Raw genomic sequence first — 18,479 nt, forward strand, 5'->3', positions numbered from 1 at the left:
GGGCGGAACCGGGCAGTGTACGGGGCCGCGGTCGGGGCGGCGCGATCCCCCGTTCAGTCGAGCGGGCGCAGCGCCTCGACCAGGCCGGCGATGTTGCCCACGCCCAGCTTGCCGTAGATGCCCTGGATCTGGTTGCGGATGGTGGCGGGCGCGCGCTCCAGCAGGCGCGCGATCTCCTTGTGGGTGTGGCCCTTGGCCACCAGGCGCGCGATCACCAGCTCGCGCGGCGACAGGTCGTCGGCCGCGCAGCGCGGGCGCGCACCCAGGAACAGCAGGCCCTGTTCCACGCGGTGCCAGACCACGGCGCGCGCGCCGAGGTAGCGGGCCTGGCCGCGCCGCAGGTGGTCCAGCAGGGCGGGGGCATGGGCGGCGCCGCCGTTCCAGCTGGCCCATTCGGCGCGCAGCGCGGACTCGAAGCCGGCGTCGGCGTGGTAGATCACGCCGTGCGCGTCGGCGATGGCCGTGCCGTGCGCCGGCCGGCGGGCGGCCTCCAGCCGGTCGAGGTGGGCGATGCGGTTGAAGGCCAGGGCCTGCATCACGTGCGGCGACAGCGCGGCCAGCAGGCGCTGCTCGTCGCCGGAGCAGCGCGCGCGTTCGTCGGCCCGGAACAGGGTGAGCCAGTGCACGAAGCGCGTGCGCGGGTCGTGCTCGGAGCTGATGAAGAAGTTGGCCTGCTCGAAGCGGCGGCCGTGTTCGCGCAGCGGCGCCTGTTCGCGGTGGTGGAACCAGTCGCGGGCGTTGAAGGCCAGCGTGGTGCGCGGCTGCAGACCAGCGGCCACGGCGGCGGTGTCCAGGTGCTTGATCTGCTCGTAGCTGGCCAGCATCTCGGGCGGCTGCTCGTGCAGGTGGATGGTGTGGATGTCGATGCCGTCGGGCCGGCTGGTGGCCGTGCCCCACATCGAAGAGTCGAAGGGCAGCGCCTGGCGCAGATGCTGCAGCGCCGCATCCTGGAAGCGCTCCAGCGGCAGCTCGTGCGAGAGGCGGTACAGCGTCAGGACGAACTGGCTGAAATCTTCGAGTGACATGGGCGGGTGGACGGCGGCTCGGGCTGTGATCTTCTTCGCGGGGTCGGTGCATTTGCACTATGCGGCCGGCACCGGGGGCGTTCCTAGAATGCCCGCGATGCCCGGGGATGATATGCCTGTGATCCGTTGTTCGCCGCCGCGCCTGGGGCGCTGGCTGGTCATGGGCGCCTCGGCGCTGCTCGTCGCGGCCACGGCCATGGCCCAGGTGCGGTCCCCCGGGCCACCCTTGCCGCCGATCCGCATCCTCGCGCCCGAGGCGCGGCTGCCGGTGCGGGTGCAGCGGGCCGTCGTGCGCACCGAGATCGTCGGCCTGGCGGCGGCCACGCGGGTCGAGCTGGAGCTGTTCAACCCGAACGCCGAAGAGCTGCAGGCCGAGCTGCAGTTTCCCTTGCTGGAAGGGCAGGTGGTGACGGGCTTCGCGCTCGACATCGGCGGCCAGCTGCGCGCGGCGGTGCCGGTGGAAAAGCCCAAGGGCCGCCAGGTGTTCGAGGACGTGGTGCGCGCCCGCGTGGACCCGGCGCTGCTGGAAACCACGCAGGGCGGGCACCACAAGCTGCATGTGTATCCCTTGCCGGCCCGGGGCCAGCGCCGCGTGGTGCTGGAGGTCCGCGAGTCCGTGCCCGCCAGCGCCCGTCCCGTCTGGCGCCTGCCGCTGCGCTTCGGCGGCGCGGTGGGCGCCCTGGACGTGGCGGTGCAGGTGGCCGGCGTGGCGCCGCGCGCGCTGTCGGCCACGCTGGGCGCCGAGCGCCTGCTCGCCACGGCGCAGAACGGCGGCAGCCGCATCGCCTTCGGGCGGACCCAGCACCAGGGCCGCGACGGATTGCGCGTCGCGCTGCCGGCCGCGCCGCGCGAGCCCCTGGTGAGCACCGACATCTGGCAGGACCAGCGCTATTTCCTGGCCGAACTGCCGGTGGCCGCGCCGCGCTGGGCCCGCCCGGCGCCGCGCCGCGTGGCCCTGCTGTGGGACGCTTCGGCCTCCGGCGCGCAGCGCGACCACGCGCGCGAATTCGCCGTGCTCGACGCCTGGTTCCGCCAGCTGGGCGAGGTGCAGGTGCAGCTGGTGGTGGTGCGCAACGAGGCCGAGCCGATGGAGCCGCACACCGTGCGCGGTGGCGACTGGAACGCCCTGCGCCAGCGCCTGCAATCGCTGCCCTACGACGGCGCGACGCGCCTGCAGGCCCTGCAGCCGCCGGCCGACGCCGACATCGCCGTGCTGTTTTCCGACGGCATGGGCAACTGGGGCGCCGCCGGCCTGCCCAGCCCCGCCCTGCCGCTGGTGGCCTTCTCGTCCTCGGCGGGCGCGGCGGCGCGCACCCTGCGCCACGCCGCCGAGGCCAGCGGCGGCGCCTACGCCGACCTGCAGGCCCTGGACACGGCGCAGGCCCTATCGCTGCTCACGCACGAGCGCCAGCGCGTGGTGGACGTGCAGGCCGAGGGCGCGCGCGACCTGGAGCTGGGATCGGTCTACCCGCAGGGCGGGCGCATCGGCGTGGCCGGCGTGCTGACGCAGCCGCGGGCGAGCCTGCGGCTCACGCTTTCTGCACCCGACGGCTCGCGCCAGGTCCGCCGCCTCGAGCTGTCCGCCGACGGCGCACCGCCACCGGTGCGCGGTGCCACGCGGGTGGCCGTGGCCGCGCACCGCTGGGCCGGCTGGCGCATCGCCCGGCTGGAGGCCGACCTGGAGCGCCAGCGCCAGGCGATCCGCCGCCTGGGCCAGGCCTTCGGCATCGCCAGCACCGAGACCTCGCTGCTGGTGCTCGACACCGCCGAGGACTACGTGCTGTTCGATGTCGAGCCGCCGCCCGATCTGCGCGCCGAATGGGACACGCTGATGCTGCACCGGCGCGAAGGCGCGGTGCGCCGACAGCGCATCGCGCTGGCGACAACGGTCGAGCGCTTCAATGAGAAGGTGGCCTGGTGGGAGAAGGCCTTCCCGAAGGACGCGCCGCCGCCGCCCCGGGTCGCGCCGGGCAGCGGCTCGGACAGCCGGCGCGCGGCGCCCGCGGCCATGGCCCGTCCGCCGGCCCCTGCACCCGCACCCGGTGGCGCGGCCCCGCAGCCGCCGCTGCCGGGCGACACCACCATCGCGCTGCGCCCCTGGCAGCCCGACGAGCCCTATGCCCGCCGCCTGCGCGCCGCCAGGGACGAGGACCTCTACGCCATTTACCTCGACGAGCGCCCCGGCTACGCGCAAAGCTCGGCCTTCTTCCTGGACGTGGCCGACCTGCTGGTGGCGCGCGGGCAGAACGCCCTGGCGCTGCGCGTGCTGTCCAACCTGGCCGAAATGGACCTGGAAAACCGCCACCTGCTGCGCATCCTCGCCTACCGCCTGCAGCAGGCCGGCGCCGTGGCCGACGCACTGCCCGTGCTGGAGCAGGTGCGGCGCCTGGCGCCCGACGAACCCCAGTCCTGGCGCGACCTGGGCCTGGCGCTGGACCAGTCCGGCGAGGCGCAGCGCGCGGTCGACACCCTGGTGGAGGTCGTCTCGCGGGCCTGGAACAACCGCTTCCCGGACATCGAGCTGATCGCGCTGGCCGAGCTCAACGCCATCGCCGCGCGCGCCGAGGCCACCGGCCGGCCGGTGGACCTGTCGCGCCTGGACCCGCGCCTGCGGCGCAACCTGCCGCTGGACCTGCGCGCCGTGCTGTCCTGGGACGCCGACAACACCGACATCGACCTCTGGGTGATCGACCCCAACGGCGAGCGCGCCTACTACGCCAACCGCCTCACCTACCAGGGCGGGCGCATGTCGCGCGACTTCGTCGGTGGCTACGGCCCCGAGGAGTTCTCGCTGCGCCACGCCAAGCCCGGCACCTACACGGTGAAGGCGCAGTTCTATGGCCACCGCCAGCAGATCGTGGCGCCGGCCACCACGCTCATGCTGCGCCTGTCCACCGACTTCGGCCGAGCCACGCAGAATGACCAGGACGTGGTGCTGCGCCTCAGCGGCCGGGGCGACGAGGTCACCGTGGGCACCTTCACCGTGGGCGAAGGCGCCAGGCCATGAGGCGCGCCGCGCTGGCCGCGCGGCTGGCACTCGGCGCCGCGGCGGCCGTGGCAGGCGGGGCCACGCAGAACATCGTGCCGCGCGGCCGGGGCACGCTCACCTGAGCCCCAGGCGGTTGGGCGCGTGAGAGCGAAGCGCCCCCGCGATCGGTCCACACACCACCGGCCAGCGGCGGTGGCCGTTTCGAGCGCCTGCCGGTGCCGCAACGCCCGGTCCATGGGCTGCCGGGCCTCGCCCACGCCCGACGAATGCCGTCAGGGCCACCGCGTGGCCGCCGCCCGCCTCAGTCCGCCAAGTCCCCGATCGGCACGCAGCTGCAGAACAGGTTGCGGTCGCCGTAGACGTTGTCCACGCGGCCCACGGGCGGCCAGTACTTGGCGTGTGCGCGCGTGTCCAGCACGGCGGCGCCGGTCTCGCGCGGGTAGGCGCGCGTCCACTCGCCCTTGAGCAGGCTGGCCGCGGTGTGCGGCGCGTGCTTCAGGGGGTTGTCGTCCTGCGGCCATTCGCCTTTTTCGACACGGCGGATTTCCTCGCGGATGGCGATCATGGCCTCGATGAAGCGGTCGATCTCCTCCAGCGTCTCGCTCTCGGTGGGCTCCACCATCAGCGTGTTGGCCACGGGGAAGGACAGCGTGGGCGCGTGGAAACCGTAGTCGATCAGGCGCTTGGCCACGTCCTCGGCCATCACGCCGCTGGTGTCTTTCAGGTCGCGCAGGTCGAGGATGCACTCGTGCGCCACATGCCCGTTGGCGCTCGCGTACAGCGTGGGGAAGTGGTCCTTGAGGCGCGCGCTGATGTAGTTGGCCGAGAGGATGGCCGTCTCGGTGGCATGCCGCAGGCCTTCGGCGCCCATCATGCGGATGTACATCCACGAGATCGGCAGCACGGCCGCGTTGCCCAGCGGCGCGGCCGAGATGGCGCCCACGCCGTTGACCGGCAGGCCGCCGGCCGCGTGGCCAGGCAGGAAGGGCACCAGGTCGTCCACCACGCAGACCGGGCCCACGCCCGGGCCGCCGCCGCCGTGCGGGATGCAGAAGGTCTTGTGCAGGTTGAGGTGGCTCACGTCGCCGCCGAATTCGCCCGGCGCGGCCACGCCCACCAGGGCGTTCATGTTGGCGCCGTCCACGTAGACGCGCCCGCCGTGCTGGTGCACGAGCGCGCACAGTTCTTTCACCTGGGTCTCGAACACGCCGTGCGTGCTGGGGTAGGTGATCATCACCGCCGCCAGGTTCTTCGAGTGCTGCTCGCATTTGGCCTTCAGGTCGGCCAGGTCGACGTTGCCGTTCTCGTCGCACTTGGTGACCACGACCTGCAGGCCCACCATCTGCGCGCTGGCCGGGTTGGTGCCGTGCGCGCTGCTGGGGATCAGGCAGATGTTGCGGTGGCCTTCGCCGCGCGATCGGTGGTAGGCCTGGATCACCAGCAGGCCGGCGTACTCGCCCTGCGAACCGGCGTTGGGCTGCAGGCTGATGCCGGCGTAGCCGGTGGCCTCGCACAGCCAGTCGCGCAACTGCTGGTCGAGCAGGGCATAGCCCTGGCGCTGGTCGGCCGGGGCGAAGGGGTGCACGTTCGCGAACTCGGGCCAGGTGATGGGGATCATCTCGCTGGTGGCGTTCAGCTTCATGGTGCACGAGCCAAGCGGGATCATGCTGCGGTCCAGCGCGAGGTCCTTGTCCGACAGCATGCGGATGTAGCGCAGCATGCCGGTCTCGCTGTGGTGGGTGTTGAACACCGGGTGCGTGAGGAAGTCGCTGCGGCGGCGCAGGCCGTCGGGGATCAGCGGCTCCACGCCTTTCTCGAAGGCCTCCACGGAGGGCAGGGCCTGGCCGTCGGTCGCGAAGATCGTCCACAGCAGGGCGATGTCTTCGCGCGTGGTGGTTTCGTCCAGCGTGACGATCACATACCCGTCCCAGGCCCGGCGCAGGTTGGCGCCGTGGGCCACGGCACGGGCCATGAGCGCGTTCGCCCGGGCCGGGTCCACTCGCAGGGCGAGGGTGTCGAACACGCCCCGGTCGCCGTGGTGCGTGTCGGTGTAGCCCAGCTGGGCCAGGCCCTTGGCCAGGATGGCCGTGTAGGCCGCCACGCGCTGCGCGATGCGCTTCAAGCCCTGCGGGCCGTGGTACACGGCGTACATGCTGGCGATCACGGCGGGCAGCACCTGCGCGGTGCAGATGTTGCTGGTGGCCTTCTCGCGGCGGATGTGCTGCTCGCGCGTCTGCAGGGCCAGGCGGTAGGCCGGCTGGCCGTGGGCGTCCACGCTCACGCCCACCAGACGGCCGGGCAGGCTGCGCTTGAACTCGTCGCGGCAGGCCATGTAGGCGGCGTGCGGGCCGCCGTTGCCCATGGGCATGCCGAAGCGCTGCGTGGTGCCGACCACGATGTCGGCGCCCATCTCGCCGGGCGGCTTGATCAGGGTCAGGGCCAGCAGGTCGGCGGCCACGATGAAGGCGGCGTTCTTGCCGTGCACGGTGGCGGCGTCCGCCGTCCAGTCGTGCAGCCAGCCACTGGAGGCCGGGTACTGCGTGAAGGCGGCGAAGTAGTCGTCGGCCGCCAGCATGGCGTCCCATTCTTCGCCCGACATGGCCACGCGCACCTCCAGGCCCAGCGGTGCCGCGCGCGTCTGGATCACCTCGATGGTCTGCGGGTGCGTGTCGCCCGACACCACGAAGGCATGGCCCTTGGCCTTCACGGAGCGCTTGGCCAGCGTCATGGCCTCGGCCGCGGCCGTGGCCTCGTCGAGCATGGAGCCGTTGGCGATGTCCATGCCCGTCAGGTCGGTGACCATGGTCTGGAAGTTGACCAGCGCCTCCATTCGGCCTTGGGAGATCTCGGCCTGGTAGGGTGTGTAGGCCGTGTACCAGGCCGGGTTCTCCAGGATGTTGCGCAGGATGACGCCCGGTGTGTGGGTGCCGTGGTAGCCCTGGCCGATGAAGCTCTTGAGCAGCTTGTTCTGCCGCGCGATGCCCTGGAGCTCGGCCAGCGCGGCGGCCTCGGTCAGCGGCGCGGGCAGCTGCATGCCCTGGCGGCGCGCGATCGGGCGCGGCACGATGCTGTCGATCAGCGCGCGACGCGAGGCCTCGCCGATGACCGAGAGCATGTGGCGCTCGCCCGCTTCGTCGAGGCCGATGTGGCGCGCGACGAATTCGCTGGCGTTCTCGAGTTCACCCAGGGGCTTGACGGAGGGCATGAGCATGGCGGGCCTCGGTGGCGGGGGAAAAATCAGGCGTTGTCCTTGACGAACTTCTGGTAGGCCGGTTCGTCCATGAGCGGATCGAACTGGCCCATGTCCTTGATCAGGACCTTGAAGAACCAGCCCTTGCCCAGGGGGTCGCTGTTGGCCAGCGAGGGGTCGGCGCGCAGGGCTTCGTTGACCTCGGTCACCTCGCCGTCCAGCGGCATGTAGACGTCGGCCGCGGCCTTCACCGACTCGACCACGCCGGCGACCTCGCCCTTGGCGTAGGTGCGGCCCACCTCGGGCAGCTCGACGAAGACCACGTCGCCCAGCGCGTCCTGCGCGTGCAGGGTGATGCCGACGACGGCGGCCTCGTGGTCCTCGAGCTGGATCCACTCGTGATCGGGGGTGTACTTGACGGTCATGGTTGTGCTCCTGCGGCGATCAGCCGCGGTGGTAACGGTTGGGAACGAAAGGCAGGGAGGCCACCTGCATGGGCACGGCCTTGCCGCGCACCAGCGCGTTCAGGCGCGTGCCCACGGCCGCGAAGGCCGGTGGCACATAGCCCATGGCGATGGGCTGGTTGATGCTGGGGCCGAGCAGGCCGCTGGTGACTTCACCGAGGCGCTCGCCGGCCTCGCTCTGCAGTTCGGTGTGCTCGCGCACCGGCACCCGCTCCTGCGCGAGCAGGCCCACGCGCACGCGCGACAGGGGCGCGCTGCCATCGAGCTGCGCGAGCACGCGCTCGGCGCCAGGGAAGCCGCCCGCGCGCGCGCCGCCCGTGCGGCGCACCTTCTGCATGGCCCAGTTGAGCGCGGCTTCCACGGGGGTCGTGGTGGTGTCGATGTCGTTGCCATAGAGACACAGGCCGGCTTCCAGGCGCAGCGAGTTGCGCGCGCCCAGGCCGACGGGTTTCACCTCGGGCTGCGCGAGCAGGGCGCGCGCGAAGGCCTCGGTGTCGGCCGCGGCCAGCGAGATCTCGAAGCCGTCCTCGCCGGTGTAGCCGCTGCGCGTGGCGAACAGGGGCTTGCCCTGCCAGCTGAAGGCGCCACCGGTCATGAAGACCAGCTTCTCCACGCCGGGCAGCAGGCGCTGCAGGGCCGTCACGGCCCGCGGGCCCTGCAGCGCGAGCAGGCCGCGGTCGAATTGCGGCTCCACGGTGCAGCGCGCGCCGATGCGCTCGACGATGTGCTTGAGGTCGCCGTGCTTGCAGGCGCCGTTGACGATGACGAAAAGGTCGTCGCCCCGGTTCACGAACATCAGGTCGTCGATGACCGTGCCCTCGTCGCTGAGCAGCAGGCCGTAGCGCTGCTTGCCGGGCGCCAGGCCGATCACGTCCACCGGCATCAGGCTTTCGAAGGCGGTGGCCGCGTCGGGGCCGATGAGCCGCAGCTGTCCCATGTGCGAGACGTCGAACAGGCCGGCGGCTTCGCGCGTGTGCAGGTGCTCGGCCATGAGGCCGGCCGGGTACTGCACCGGCATGCTGTAGCCCGCGAAGGGCACCAGGCGCGCGCCCAGTTCGAGGTGCAGCGCGTGCAGCGGGGTCTTGAGGAGGTCGGTGGAAGCGTCGGCGGACACGGCGGGTTCTCTGGCGGGGGCAGGCCCCTCGCGGGGCGGGACACGGGTTCATCCGTGCGCTGCCCCACTGTCCGCTTTACCTGAGAGATTCACGCGGGCGATGCCGCGCTTGCTCCTTCGGTGGACCCCATCGGGTGGGGCCTCTCTCCAGGGGGGATCGCCCGCCGGGTGGCGGGCGTTTGCCAGTCCTTTTGCCTGAGCGTTCGGGGCCTGATCCGGCCCCTGCGCCTTCGGCGGTTCCCCGGGGGAACGCTCTCCTGACAATGCGGCGAATTCTAGCCGGGAACCCGGCGTGCACGGACAACGCCACCCGGCGTCCCCAGGGGCGCGAGGGCGCGCTCAGGCGTCCTGCGGGGCGGTCTCGGGCAGCACCTTCGCCAGGCGCTCGCTGATCGAGGCGGCGCGCTCGGCGCCCGCGACACGCTCGATCTCGGTGAGCATGTCCTGGCCCACGGCCATCATGCTGGCGGCGTCGCGCGCCTCGCGCAGCGCCTGGCGGAAGCGGTCGGCCAGGGCGCGGTCGCGCGCGGCGAACATGCGGTCGGACAGGTCGAACAGGAACATGCGCGCGCTGGCCAGCGAGCGTGGCCCGCTGAAGGTGTCCACCGAGCCGCGCGGGGGCGGCGGCACCGGGCGCGCGGGCGGCTCGGCCGGGGCTTCGTCGATCAGGTAGCCGTCGGCCAGCAGCGCCTCCACCATGGCGCGGCCTTCGCCATGGAAGAGGGCATGGAGCGACGCGGTGGACTTGCGGCCATCGGCCACCAGCAGGATGGCGCGCTCGCGCTGGCCCAGCGAGCGCTGGCCCGGGAGCAGTTCGGTGCGGCCTTTGTCGGTCTTGATGAGCATGTGCGGTGCGCAGGCAGCGGTGGACGCCGCACTCTGGGCGGGGCGCATGACGCTCGCGTGTCACGCGGGCGTGAAAAAGCCGCCCGGGGGCGGCTTCGTGGCGATCGCGTGAGAGACGTCACACGCCCGCGGCCTCACATGCCCGCGTAGTTCGGACCGCCGCCGCCTTCGGGCGTTACCCACACGATGTTCTGGGTCGGGTCCTTGATGTCGCAGGTCTTGCAGTGCACGCAGTTCTGCGCGTTGATCTGCAGGCGGTCCTCGCCCGCATCGGTTTTCACGAACTCGTACACGCCGGCCGGGCAGTAGCGGCTTTCCGGGCCCGCGTACTTTGCCAGGTTCACCTGCACCGGCACCGTGCTGTTCTTCAGCGTCAGGTGCGCGGGCTGGTTTTCCTCGTGGTTGGTGTTGGAGACGAAGACGCTGGAGAGGCGGTCGAAGCTGAGCACGCCGTCCGGCTTGGGGTAGGCGATCTTGGGCATCTGGTCCGCGGGCTTGAGGTACTCGTGGTCGGGCTTGTCGCGGTGCAGGGTCCAGGGCGGCGCGCTCACGCCGATCTTGGGCAGGAACCACTGCTCGATGCCCGTCATCAGCTTGCCGATGGTCGGGCCCTTCTTGAACCAGGCCTTGAAGTTGCGGGTCTGCCAGAGTTCCTCGTGCAGCCAGCTTTTCTCGAAGGCCGCGGGGTAGGCCGAGAGCTCGTCGCTCGAACGGCCGGCCGTCACGGCCTCGAAGGCCGCCTCGGCGCAGAGCATGCCGCTCTTGATGGCCGCGTGGCTGCCCTTGATGCGCGCGGCGTTCAGGTAGCCCGCGTCGCAGCCCACCAGCGCGCCGCCGGGGAACACCGTCTTGGGCATGGCCTGCGGCGTGCCGTTGTTGATGGCGCGCGCGCCGTAGCCCAGGCGCTTGCCGCCTTCGATGTGCGCCTTGATCGCCGGGTGCGTCTTCCAGCGCTGCATCTCCTCGAAGGGCGAGAGCCAGGGGTTGCTGTAGTCCAGCCCGATGACGAAGCCCAGCGTGACCTTGTTGTCCTCGAGGTGGTAGAGGAAGCCGCCGCCGAAGGTGTCGTCCGTCATGGGCCAGCCGGCGGTGTGCACCACCAGGCCGGGCCTGGCCTTGTCGGCCGGGATCTCCCACAGCTCCTTGACGCCGATGGCCCAGCTCGACGGGTCCTTGCCCTTGTCGAGGTCGAACTTGGCGATGAGCTGCTTGCCCAGGTGGCCGCGAGCGCCCTCGGCGAACACGGTGTACTTGGCGTGCAGCTCCATGCCGAGCTGGAAGGCCTCGGTGGGCTCGCCGTCCTTGCCGATGCCCTGGTTGCCCGTGGCCACGCCCTTGACGGAGCCGTCGTCGTTGTAGAGCACCTCGGCGGCGGTGAAGCCGGGGAAGATCTCCACGCCCAGGGCCTCGGCCTGCTCGGCCAGCCACTTCACCACGTTGCCCAGGCTGATGACGTAGCAGCCCTCGTTGTGGAAGTTGCGCGGCATCAGGAAATCGGGCGTGCGGCTCGAGCCCGTCTCGCTGAGCATGAGCAGGTCGTCGCCCGTGACGGGCTGGTTCAGCGGCGCGCCGCGCGCTTTCCAGTCGGGGAACAGCTCGTTGATGGCGCGCGGGTCCATCACCGCGCCCGAGAGGATGTGCGCGCCGGGCTCGGAGCCCTTCTCCAGCACGCAGACGTTGACCTCCTTGCCTTGCTCGGCGGCCAGCTGCTTCAGTCGGATGGCGGTGGACAGGCCGGCCGGGCCGGCGCCGACCACGACCACGTCGTACTCCATGGCTTCGCGGGGACCGAACTGGGCCAGGATCTGATCATGCGTCATGGGGGGTCTCGCTCATAATGTTTGGCAACCTCCGGCCACCCTCCTTTGCGAAGGGCTCGTGTCCCGGAGCGGACCGCATTTTATGCGGCGACCGCACAAAATCGAACGACCGTTCACATTTCGGGAGACTGAGCATGGCGTACACCCTCGACCTGTCGGGCCGCGTGGCCCTGGTCACCGGCGCGTCCAGCGGACTGGGCGCGCAGTTCGCCAAGACCCTGGCCCAGGCCGGCGCCGCCGTGGTGCTGGCCAGCCGCCGCACCGATCGCCTCATGAACCTGCGCGCGCACATCGAGGCCGGCGGCGGCGCGGCGCACGTGGTGGCGCTGGACGTGACCGAGCTGGCCTCCATCAAGGCCGCCATCGCGCACGCCGAGACCGAGGTCGGGCCCATCGACATCCTGGTCAACAACTCGGGCGTGAGCACCACGCAGCGCCTGCAGGACGTGGACGAGGCCGACTACGACTTCGTCTTCGACACCAACACCAAGGGCGCCTTCTTCGTCGCGCAGGAAGTGGGCAAGCGCATGATCGCGCGCGCCAAAGGCGCGGCGCCGGGCACCTTCGTCGGTGGGCGCATCGTCAACATCGCGTCCATGGCCGGGCTGAAGGTGCTCCCGCAGATCGGCGTGTACTGCATGAGCAAGGCCGCCGTGGTGCAGATGACCAAGGCCATGGCGATGGAATGGGGCCGCTTCGGCATCAATGTCAACGCCATCTGCCCGGGCTACATCGACACCGAGCTCAACCACGAGCACTGGAAGACCGAGCAGGGCAAGAAGCTCATCGAGATGACGCCTCGCAAGCGCCTGGGGCAGGCGAGCGACCTCGATGCGCTGCTGGTGATGCTGTGCGCCAATGAGAGCCATTTCGTGAACGGCGCGGTGATCGCCGCCGACGACGGCTTTGGCGTCTAGATGACTTCGCTGGCGCTGCACCAACCCGGCGGTCTGCCGCCGGGCATGGCGACCGGCTTGGCCGCCGGCCTGGGCGCCGGCGCCTTCTGGGGCACCACCTTCGTGGCGCCGCTGGTGTTGCCCGAATTCGGCACGGTCGATCTCACGGTGGGCCGCTTCCTGGCCTGCGGTCTGCTGTCGCTGGCGCTGCTGCTGTGGGCCGCGCTGCGCGGGGACGCGCGCTGGCCCACGGCGCCCCAGGCCTGGGCCGCGCTGGGCCTGAGTCTGCTGGGCTACACGGGCTACTACCTGCTGCTGGTGCTGGCCATCCAGGCGGCGGGCGCGGCGCTGCCGGTGCTCATCATTGGCACCATCCCGCTGTGGGTGATGCTGCTGGGCAAGCCGCAGCGCCTGCGCTGGCGCGCGCTGTTGCCCGGCCTGCTGCTGACGGCCGCGGGCATCGCCCTGATGGTGCGTGCCAGCGCGCACGGCGGCGAGGCCGGCGCCGGCTCCGACCTGTGGCGCGGTGTATCGTTTGCCCTGCTGGCCACCGCGTCCTGGACGGCCTATGGCCTGCTCAACGCGCGCTGGCTGGCGCGCCACCCCGAGGTGAATTCCACGCTGTGGGCCAACTGGCTGGGCGTGGCCGCCGGCCTGGGGGCGCTGGGCATCGCGGCGGTGGCGGGCAGCGCACCGGCCGGGCTCATCGCCCAGCCGCGCTTCGGCCTGTTCGTGGCGGTGTGCCTGGTCACGGGCATCGGCGCGGCCTGGGTGGCCTCGGTGCTGTGGAACATGGCCAGCCGGCGCCTGAGCCCCAGCCTGGCCGGACAACTCATCGTGAGCGAGACCGTCTTCGGCCTGCTCTACACCTTCGCCTGGAACGGGCAATGGCCCGCCGCCGCGCAATGGCTGGCGTGCGCGCTGTTCGTGCTGGGCATCCTTGCCTCCATCCGAGCCCACCGATGAAATTCGAACTGCCTGAGAAGAAAAAACAGGTCCACCGCATGCGCATCCCCATCCGCTGGGGCGACATGGACGCGATGGGCCACGTGAACAACACGGTGTATTTTCGTTACCTCGAAACCATTCGCATCGAGTGGATGCAGTCCATCGGTTGCCAGCCCGACCCGCGCGGCGAGGGGCCGGTGATCGTCAATGCCTTCTGCACCTTCCACAAGCAGCTGGAGTTTCCTGGCGAGGTGATCGCCACCATGTACGTGAGCGACACCGGCCGCACCAGCTTCGAGAGCTGGTGCACGCTCACGCGCGCCGACGACCCCGAGACGGTTTACGCGTCAGGCGGCGCCACCACGGTGTGGGTGAACTTCCCGCAGCAGAAGTCGGCGCCGATCCCGGACAGCCTGCGCCAGCACCTGCAAGGCTGACCCGGGTGGACCGGACGCGCGGTGGCCGCGCCGCGGCGGCCCGGCGCGCTCACTGCTTGTTCTTCTTGAACTCGATGTCGTCGGCGTACAGCCGGCCGTCGCGGCGCTTGATGTCCACTTCCACGTAGTGGCCCTCGCGCAGGTCTTCGAAGCGCTTGTAGTCGTTTTCGTAGTCCGTTTTGTCGGTGACGTAGACCACTTCGCTGTTGATCGTGAAGCTGCGCGCGCTGTGGTCGATGGACTGGATGCGGCCTTTCAGGTCCTCGGCGTGCGCGGCGCCCACACCCAGGGCGAGGGCCGAGGCGAGCAGGAAGGCGCGGACGCGGAACGGGTGGCTGAGCGGCATGGTGAACCTCCGAAGTGATGACGAGAGGTATTGAAACGCCCGGGCGCCGCGCGTTCGGTTTTTTTTGGTTGCCTGGCGGTATCGGCCCGTAAAGGGGGCCTTGTCCTACAGCGGTCAGGCCGCCGGCTTGGCCTTGGGCACGCGCCCGAGCAGATAGAACTCGGGGTTGGGCGCCATGCCCGTGACGTTGGCCATGCGGTTGGACAGGCCGAAGAAGGCCGTGATGGCGGTGATGTCCCAGATGTCCTCGTCGTCGAAGCCATGCGCGTGCAGGGCCTGGAAGTCGGCGTCCTCCACCTCGTGCGAGCGCTCGCAAACCTTGAGCGCGAAGTCGAGCATGGCGCGCTGGCGCGGCGTGATGTCGGCCTTGCGGTGGTTCACGGCCACCTGGTCGGCCACCAGGGGCTTCTTCTCGTAGATGCGCAGGATGGCGCCGTGCGCCACCACGCAATAGAGGCACTGATTGGCCGCGCTGGTCGCGGTGACGATCATCTCGCGATCGCCCTTGCTGAGGCTGCCCGTCTCCTTGAGCATGAGCGCGTCGTGGTAGGCGAAGAAGGCGCGCCACTCCGCCGGGCGTCGCGCGAACGCGAGAAAGACGTTCGGGATGAAGCCCGACTTTTCCTGCACCTCGCGGATGCGGGCCTGGATGTCGTCGGGCAGGCTGTTGAGGTCGGGCAAGGGGTAGCGGGCCATGGCGTGTCTCCTGTGCGGGGGTGTCGATGGCCACCAGTATCCCCGAGCCGCGGGACGTGCCGCGCGCGCGTGGTGCGGTATCGTTGCGCCGCCCTGAATCCACGGAGCCCGCATGAACCTGCCCGACGACCCCGAATTCCAGCGCGGCCTGGCCGCGCGCACCGACGTGATGGGCGAAGCCTTCGTGGCCAGCGCCCTGGAGAGCATGACCCCGTTCACCGAGCCCATGCAGCACCACATCACGCGCCGCGCCTGGGGTGACGTCTGGCAGCGCGGCGTGCTGGACCGCAAGACCCGCAGCCTGATCACCGTGGCCATGCTCGCGGCCCTGGGCAAGCAGCACGAGCTCAAGGGCCACGTGCGCGGTGCGCTCAACAACGGCGCCACGCCCGAGGAATTGCAGGAGGTGTTGCTGCACGCCGCCGTGTACTGCGGCATCCCCACCGCCGTGGACGCCTTTCGCACCGCCGCCAGCGTGGTCGACGGCGAGCCGCGCTGATGTGTTCGTCCTTTCTTTTCTACCGGAGGTTTTCCATGTCGCGATCTTTCCCCCTGACCCGCCGCGTGGCGCTGCTGGCCGCCCTGGCCCTGGGCACCGGCCTGGCCCAGGCCCAGTCCAACGTGCGCATCCTGGTGGGCTTCCCGCCCGGCGGCGGCACCGACGCCATCGCGCGCATCCTGGCCGAGAAGCTGCAGCCCGAGCTGGGCCAGGCGGTGGTGGTGGACAACAAGCCCGGCGCGGGCGGCCAGCTCGCGGGCCAGGCCCTGAAGGCCGCGCCGGCCGACGGCAGCACCGTGTTCCTCAGCCACGACCACAGCGTGAGCATCCTGCCGCTGACCATGAAGAACCCGGGCTTCGACCCGGCGAAGGACTTCGTGCCCGTGGCCGGCTTCGCCACCTTCGTGAACGCGGTGGCGCTGTCGGGCGGCACGCCCGCGCGCGACTTCAAGGCCTGGATCGACAGCGTGAAAGCCGCCGGCGGCAAGGCCACCGTGGGCATTCCGGCGCCGGCCTCCACGCCCCAGTTCGCGGTGCAGGTGATCGCCAAGCGGTACGGCCTGGACCTGGTGGCCGCGCCCTACCGGGGCAGCGCGCCCATGATGGGCGACATGCTGGGCAACCAGATCCCGGCGGGCGTGGGCTCGGTGCCTGACTTCATTGAGAACCACAAGGCCGGCAAGCTGCGCGTGGTGGCCGTGATGGGCACGCAGCGCCAGGCCGCGTTGCCCGAAGTGCCCACCTTCAGCGAGCTGGGCATCAAGGGCTTCGAGGACATGCCGTACTACGGCATCTTCGCGCCCGCCGGCACGCCAGCGGCGGCCGTGGAAAAAATCGGCGCGGCGGTGCAGAAGGTGATTGCCTTGCCCGACGTGCGCGAAAAGCTCTCGGCCATGGGCCTGACGGTGGGCTACATGAGCGGCGCCGAACTCGGCAAGCGCGAGGCCGCGTACCGCGAGGTCTGGGCCCGCATCATCAAGGACAGCGGCTACCAGCCGCAGTGAGGCCCCTTATCCAGCCATCAGGCGGTGCACCAGGTCCGGCGTGCTGTGCGCCTGGTACTTGCGCATCAGTCGCGCGCGGTGCACCTCCACCGTGCGGTGGCTGATGGCCAGCAGCTTGCCGATCTGCTTGCTGGTCAGCCCGTCCATGATCAGCGCGGCGACCTCGCGCTCGCGCGCGGTCAGTTCGGCGCGCACCGGCCGGTGCGAGCTCAGGTCCTCGAAGCTCCAGATGCCCGCCGCGTGCGGCGCGCCGCGGTCCACCGCGCGGCCCGTCACGTGGCACCAGAAGGTCTCGCCCGCCTGGCGGCCGCCCACGCGCTTCATGATGCGGTTGTCGGCGTAGGTACCGCTGCGGCCCAGCAGCGGCGCCATGCGCGCGCCCAGGCGTTCGTACTCGTCTGCGCTGGGGTAGAGGATCTGGAAGCTCTGGCCCACCAGCTGCTCGCGCGTGGCACCGAACATCTCGCACAGGGCCTGGTTGCAGTCGACCATGAAGCGCTCGCGCGACAGCGCCAGCCCCACGGGGGCCAGGTCGAAGGCCAGCCGGTAGTCGATGTCCATCATGGTTGCCCTTTACGAAATACTACGTAATCCGCTACGTAGTATCGTTGCGCTTTTCCGCATTCCCCAGCACGACTCCCCGGAGGCAATCCCCGTGAACAAGATCTACCCCAGCGCGGCCGCGGCGCTCCAGGGCGTGGTCGCCGATGGCCAACTCATGGCCGTGGGCGGTTTCGGCCTGTGCGGCATTCCCGAAGCGCTCATCGACGCCCTGCGCGACAGCGGCGTGAAGAACCTCACCGTCATCTCCAACAACGCGGGCGTGGACGGTTTCGGCCTGGGCAAGCTGCTCGACACGCGCCAGATCAAGAAGATGATCAGCAGCTACGTCGGCGAGAACAAGGAGTTCGAGCGGCAGTACCTGGCCGGCGAGCTGGAGCTGGAGTTCACGCCGCAGGGCACGCTGGCCGAGAAGCTGCGCGCCGGTGGCGCGGGCATCCCGGCCTTCTTCACCAAGACCGGCGTGGGCACCATCGTGGCCGAGGGCAAGGAACTGCGCGAGTTCGACGGCGAGACGTATGTGATGGAGCGCTCGCTGGTGCCGGCCGTGTCGCTGGTGAAGGCGCACCGCGCCGACAAGAGCGGCAACCTGCAGTTCCGCTACACCGCGCGCAACTTCAACCCGGCCGCGGCCATGGCGGGCAAGGTCTGCATCGTGGAGGTGGAGGAGATCGTCGAGACCGGCGCCATCCACCCCGATGAGGTGCACCTGCCGGGCATCTACGTGCACCGCATCGTGCACAACCCGAATCCCGAGAAGCGCATCGAGAAGCGCACCATCACCGAAAAGGCCTGACCATGCCCTGGACCCAAGACCAGATGGCCGCGCGCGCGGCACAAGAGCTCGAGGACGGCTTCTACGTCAACCTCGGCATCGGCATCCCCACGCTGGTGGCCAACCACACCGGCACCAAGGAGGTGTGGCTGCAGAGCGAGAACGGCATGCTGGGCATCGGCCCCTTCCCCACGGAAGACCAGGTCGACGCCGACCTCATCAACGCCGGCAAGCAGACCGTGACCACCATCAAGGGCTCATCGATCTTCGGCAGCCACGACAGCTTCGCCATGATCCGCGGCGGCAAGATCAACCTGTCCATCCTGGGCGCCATGCAGGTGAGCGAGAAGGGCGACCTGGCCAACTGGATGATCCCGGGCAAGATGGTCAAGGGCATGGGCGGCGCCATGGACCTCGTGGCCGGCGTGCCCCGCGTCATCGTGCTGATGGAGCACGTGGCGAAGAAGAAGGACGGCAGCGAGGACCTGAAGATCCTGCCGCACTGCACGCTGCCGCTCACCGGCGTGGGCGTGGTCGACCGCATCATCACCGACCTGGGCGTGATGGACGTGACCCCGCAGGGCCTGACACTCGTGGAGCTGGCGCCCGGCGTCACGCGCGAGTTCATTCAGTCCAAGACCGGCGTCACCCTGGTCTGATGACCGTGGCGGGTATACTCCCGCCCGCACCCGTCATTGGGGAGTAGCCGCCCGGCGCGCCATGCGCCGGGGCTCGCGTCAACAGACTTGGCCCGCAGGCCATGGCGCGAGCAGCCTTCCAGCCTGGCAAGACCTTTGACCGCACCGCCTCCGCACGCGCCGGGGAGGCGCTGCGGTCTTTGGTTTGTTCGCCGGCCGTTGGAGTCCCCC

17 protein-coding genes and 3 riboswitches are annotated in these 18,479 nt (G+C 70.5%); of the genes, 8 read left to right on the plus strand and 9 right to left on the minus strand.

The window, feature by feature from the left end; translation table 11 throughout:
• Window positions 1–53: 53 nt before the first annotated feature.
• Complete coding sequence (locus SOM08_RS08430; protein WP_322470499.1) at window positions 54–1,025, minus strand: helix-turn-helix transcriptional regulator; 972 nt, start codon at window positions 1,023–1,025, stop codon at window positions 54–56.
• Between the two features lie 112 nt (window positions 1,026–1,137).
• Between SOM08_RS08430 and SOM08_RS08435 the strand changes: the two genes are divergently transcribed.
• On the plus strand, window positions 1,138–4,032 hold the full coding sequence (locus SOM08_RS08435) for a VIT domain-containing protein (RefSeq protein ID WP_322470500.1): 2,895 nt from the start codon (window positions 1,138–1,140) through the stop codon (window positions 4,030–4,032).
• A gap of 283 nt (window positions 4,033–4,315) precedes the next feature.
• Here the strand turns inward: SOM08_RS08435 and gcvP are convergent, their stop codons facing one another.
• The 5 genes from gcvP to SOM08_RS08460 all read right to left on the minus strand — a co-directional run bounded on the left by gcvP (window position 4,316) and on the right by SOM08_RS08460 (window position 11,448).
• On the minus strand, window positions 4,316–7,225 hold the full coding sequence (gcvP, locus tag SOM08_RS08440; protein ID WP_322470501.1) for an aminomethyl-transferring glycine dehydrogenase: 2,910 nt from the start codon (window positions 7,223–7,225) through the stop codon (window positions 4,316–4,318).
• Window positions 7,226–7,251: 26 nt separating this feature from the next.
• Window positions 7,252–7,629, minus strand: coding sequence for a glycine cleavage system protein GcvH (gene gcvH, locus SOM08_RS08445; RefSeq protein ID WP_116957629.1), 378 nt, complete (start codon window positions 7,627–7,629; stop codon window positions 7,252–7,254).
• 19 nt (window positions 7,630–7,648) lie between these two features.
• Window positions 7,649–8,782: a glycine cleavage system aminomethyltransferase GcvT gene (gcvT, locus tag SOM08_RS08450; RefSeq protein WP_322470502.1), complete on the minus strand. Its 1,134-nt coding sequence runs from the start codon at window positions 8,780–8,782 to the stop codon at window positions 7,649–7,651.
• A 57-nt stretch (window positions 8,783–8,839) separates the two neighbouring features.
• Window positions 8,840–8,943, minus strand: a riboswitch (glycine riboswitch).
• A gap of 12 nt (window positions 8,944–8,955) precedes the next feature.
• Window positions 8,956–9,052: riboswitch (glycine riboswitch) on the minus strand.
• Between the two features lie 69 nt (window positions 9,053–9,121).
• Window positions 9,122–9,628: a hypothetical protein gene (locus SOM08_RS08455; protein ID WP_116957631.1), complete on the minus strand. Its 507-nt coding sequence runs from the start codon at window positions 9,626–9,628 to the stop codon at window positions 9,122–9,124.
• 134 nt (window positions 9,629–9,762) lie between these two features.
• Window positions 9,763–11,448: an electron transfer flavoprotein-ubiquinone oxidoreductase gene (locus tag SOM08_RS08460; protein WP_116957632.1), complete on the minus strand. Its 1,686-nt coding sequence runs from the start codon at window positions 11,446–11,448 to the stop codon at window positions 9,763–9,765.
• Window positions 11,449–11,582: 134 nt separating this feature from the next.
• Between SOM08_RS08460 and SOM08_RS08465 the strand changes: the two genes are divergently transcribed.
• Genes SOM08_RS08465 through SOM08_RS08475 form a run of 3 tightly spaced genes read left to right on the plus strand, consistent with a single transcriptional unit; the run spans window position 11,583 to window position 13,729 of the window.
• Window positions 11,583–12,365 (plus strand): SDR family oxidoreductase, encoded by a 783-nt coding sequence (locus SOM08_RS08465; RefSeq protein WP_116957633.1) that lies wholly within the window; start codon window positions 11,583–11,585, stop codon window positions 12,363–12,365.
• Window positions 12,366–13,310 (plus strand): DMT family transporter, encoded by a 945-nt coding sequence (locus SOM08_RS08470; protein WP_245980800.1) that lies wholly within the window; start codon window positions 12,366–12,368, stop codon window positions 13,308–13,310.
• Complete coding sequence (locus SOM08_RS08475) at window positions 13,307–13,729, plus strand: acyl-CoA thioesterase (RefSeq protein ID WP_116957634.1); 423 nt, start codon at window positions 13,307–13,309, stop codon at window positions 13,727–13,729. The genes SOM08_RS08470 and SOM08_RS08475 overlap by 4 nt, the downstream gene beginning before the upstream one ends.
• A gap of 49 nt (window positions 13,730–13,778) precedes the next feature.
• Here the strand turns inward: SOM08_RS08475 and SOM08_RS08480 are convergent, their stop codons facing one another.
• Complete coding sequence (locus tag SOM08_RS08480; protein ID WP_116957635.1) at window positions 13,779–14,075, minus strand: DUF5666 domain-containing protein; 297 nt, start codon at window positions 14,073–14,075, stop codon at window positions 13,779–13,781.
• A 114-nt stretch (window positions 14,076–14,189) separates the two neighbouring features.
• Window positions 14,190–14,771, minus strand: coding sequence for a peroxidase-related enzyme (locus tag SOM08_RS08485; RefSeq protein ID WP_116957636.1), 582 nt, complete (start codon window positions 14,769–14,771; stop codon window positions 14,190–14,192).
• A gap of 112 nt (window positions 14,772–14,883) precedes the next feature.
• Between SOM08_RS08485 and SOM08_RS08490 the strand changes: the two genes are divergently transcribed.
• Together SOM08_RS08490 and SOM08_RS08495 are read left to right on the plus strand one after the other, a co-directional pair.
• Window positions 14,884–15,270 (plus strand): carboxymuconolactone decarboxylase family protein, encoded by a 387-nt coding sequence (locus tag SOM08_RS08490; RefSeq protein WP_116957637.1) that lies wholly within the window; start codon window positions 14,884–14,886, stop codon window positions 15,268–15,270.
• 35 nt (window positions 15,271–15,305) lie between these two features.
• Window positions 15,306–16,274 (plus strand): Bug family tripartite tricarboxylate transporter substrate binding protein, encoded by a 969-nt coding sequence (locus tag SOM08_RS08495; RefSeq protein ID WP_322470503.1) that lies wholly within the window; start codon window positions 15,306–15,308, stop codon window positions 16,272–16,274.
• A 6-nt stretch (window positions 16,275–16,280) separates the two neighbouring features.
• Here SOM08_RS08495 and SOM08_RS08500 read toward each other — a convergent pair whose 3' ends face one another.
• On the minus strand, window positions 16,281–16,835 hold the full coding sequence (locus SOM08_RS08500; RefSeq protein WP_116957994.1) for a PAS and helix-turn-helix domain-containing protein: 555 nt from the start codon (window positions 16,833–16,835) through the stop codon (window positions 16,281–16,283).
• Window positions 16,836–16,929: 94 nt separating this feature from the next.
• On the opposite strand from SOM08_RS08500, the gene SOM08_RS08505 reads away from it, so the two are divergent.
• Entirely contained in the window at window positions 16,930–17,631 is a 702-nt protein-coding gene (locus SOM08_RS08505) for a CoA transferase subunit A (RefSeq protein WP_116957639.1), read from the plus strand.
• Window positions 17,632–17,633: 2 nt separating this feature from the next.
• Window positions 17,634–18,269 carry a 3-oxoacid CoA-transferase subunit B gene (locus SOM08_RS08510; protein WP_116957640.1) on the plus strand — a complete coding sequence of 212 codons (636 nt, stop codon included), beginning with the start codon at window positions 17,634–17,636 and terminating at the stop codon, window positions 18,267–18,269.
• 26 nt (window positions 18,270–18,295) lie between these two features.
• Window positions 18,296–18,475: riboswitch (yybP-ykoY riboswitch) on the plus strand.
• Window positions 18,476–18,479 lie beyond the last annotated feature (4 nt).

The organism is Hydrogenophaga sp. SNF1, assembly GCF_034421675.1.
GTDB lineage: Bacteria > Pseudomonadota > Gammaproteobacteria > Burkholderiales > Burkholderiaceae_C > Hydrogenophaga > Hydrogenophaga borbori.

Bases quoted from the DNA above. Each gene is read 5' to 3' on its own strand.
- SOM08_RS08430 (WP_322470499.1), bottom strand. From the start codon at position 1,025: ATGTCACTCGAAGATTTCAGCCAGTTCGTCCTGACGCTGTACCGCCTC.
- SOM08_RS08435 (WP_322470500.1), top strand. From the start codon at position 1,138: ATGCCTGTGATCCGTTGTTCGCCGCCGCGCCTGGGGCGCTGGCTGGTC.
- gcvP (WP_322470501.1), bottom strand. From the start codon at position 7,225: ATGCTCATGCCCTCCGTCAAGCCCCTGGGTGAACTCGAGAACGCCAGC.
- gcvH (WP_116957629.1), bottom strand. From the start codon at position 7,629: ATGACCGTCAAGTACACCCCCGATCACGAGTGGATCCAGCTCGAGGAC.
- SOM08_RS08455 (WP_116957631.1), bottom strand. From the start codon at position 9,628: ATGCTCATCAAGACCGACAAAGGCCGCACCGAACTGCTCCCGGGCCAG.
- SOM08_RS08460 (WP_116957632.1), bottom strand. From the start codon at position 11,448: ATGACGCATGATCAGATCCTGGCCCAGTTCGGTCCCCGCGAAGCCATG.
- SOM08_RS08465 (WP_116957633.1), top strand. From the start codon at position 11,583: ATGGCGTACACCCTCGACCTGTCGGGCCGCGTGGCCCTGGTCACCGGC.
- SOM08_RS08470 (WP_245980800.1), top strand. From the start codon at position 12,366: ATGACTTCGCTGGCGCTGCACCAACCCGGCGGTCTGCCGCCGGGCATG.
- SOM08_RS08475 (WP_116957634.1), top strand. From the start codon at position 13,307: ATGAAATTCGAACTGCCTGAGAAGAAAAAACAGGTCCACCGCATGCGC.
- SOM08_RS08480 (WP_116957635.1), bottom strand. From the start codon at position 14,075: ATGCCGCTCAGCCACCCGTTCCGCGTCCGCGCCTTCCTGCTCGCCTCG.
- SOM08_RS08485 (WP_116957636.1), bottom strand. From the start codon at position 14,771: ATGGCCCGCTACCCCTTGCCCGACCTCAACAGCCTGCCCGACGACATC.
- SOM08_RS08490 (WP_116957637.1), top strand. From the start codon at position 14,884: ATGAACCTGCCCGACGACCCCGAATTCCAGCGCGGCCTGGCCGCGCGC.
- SOM08_RS08495 (WP_322470503.1), top strand. From the start codon at position 15,306: ATGTCGCGATCTTTCCCCCTGACCCGCCGCGTGGCGCTGCTGGCCGCC.
- SOM08_RS08500 (WP_116957994.1), bottom strand. From the start codon at position 16,835: ATGGACATCGACTACCGGCTGGCCTTCGACCTGGCCCCCGTGGGGCTG.
- SOM08_RS08510 (WP_116957640.1), top strand. From the start codon at position 17,634: ATGCCCTGGACCCAAGACCAGATGGCCGCGCGCGCGGCACAAGAGCTC.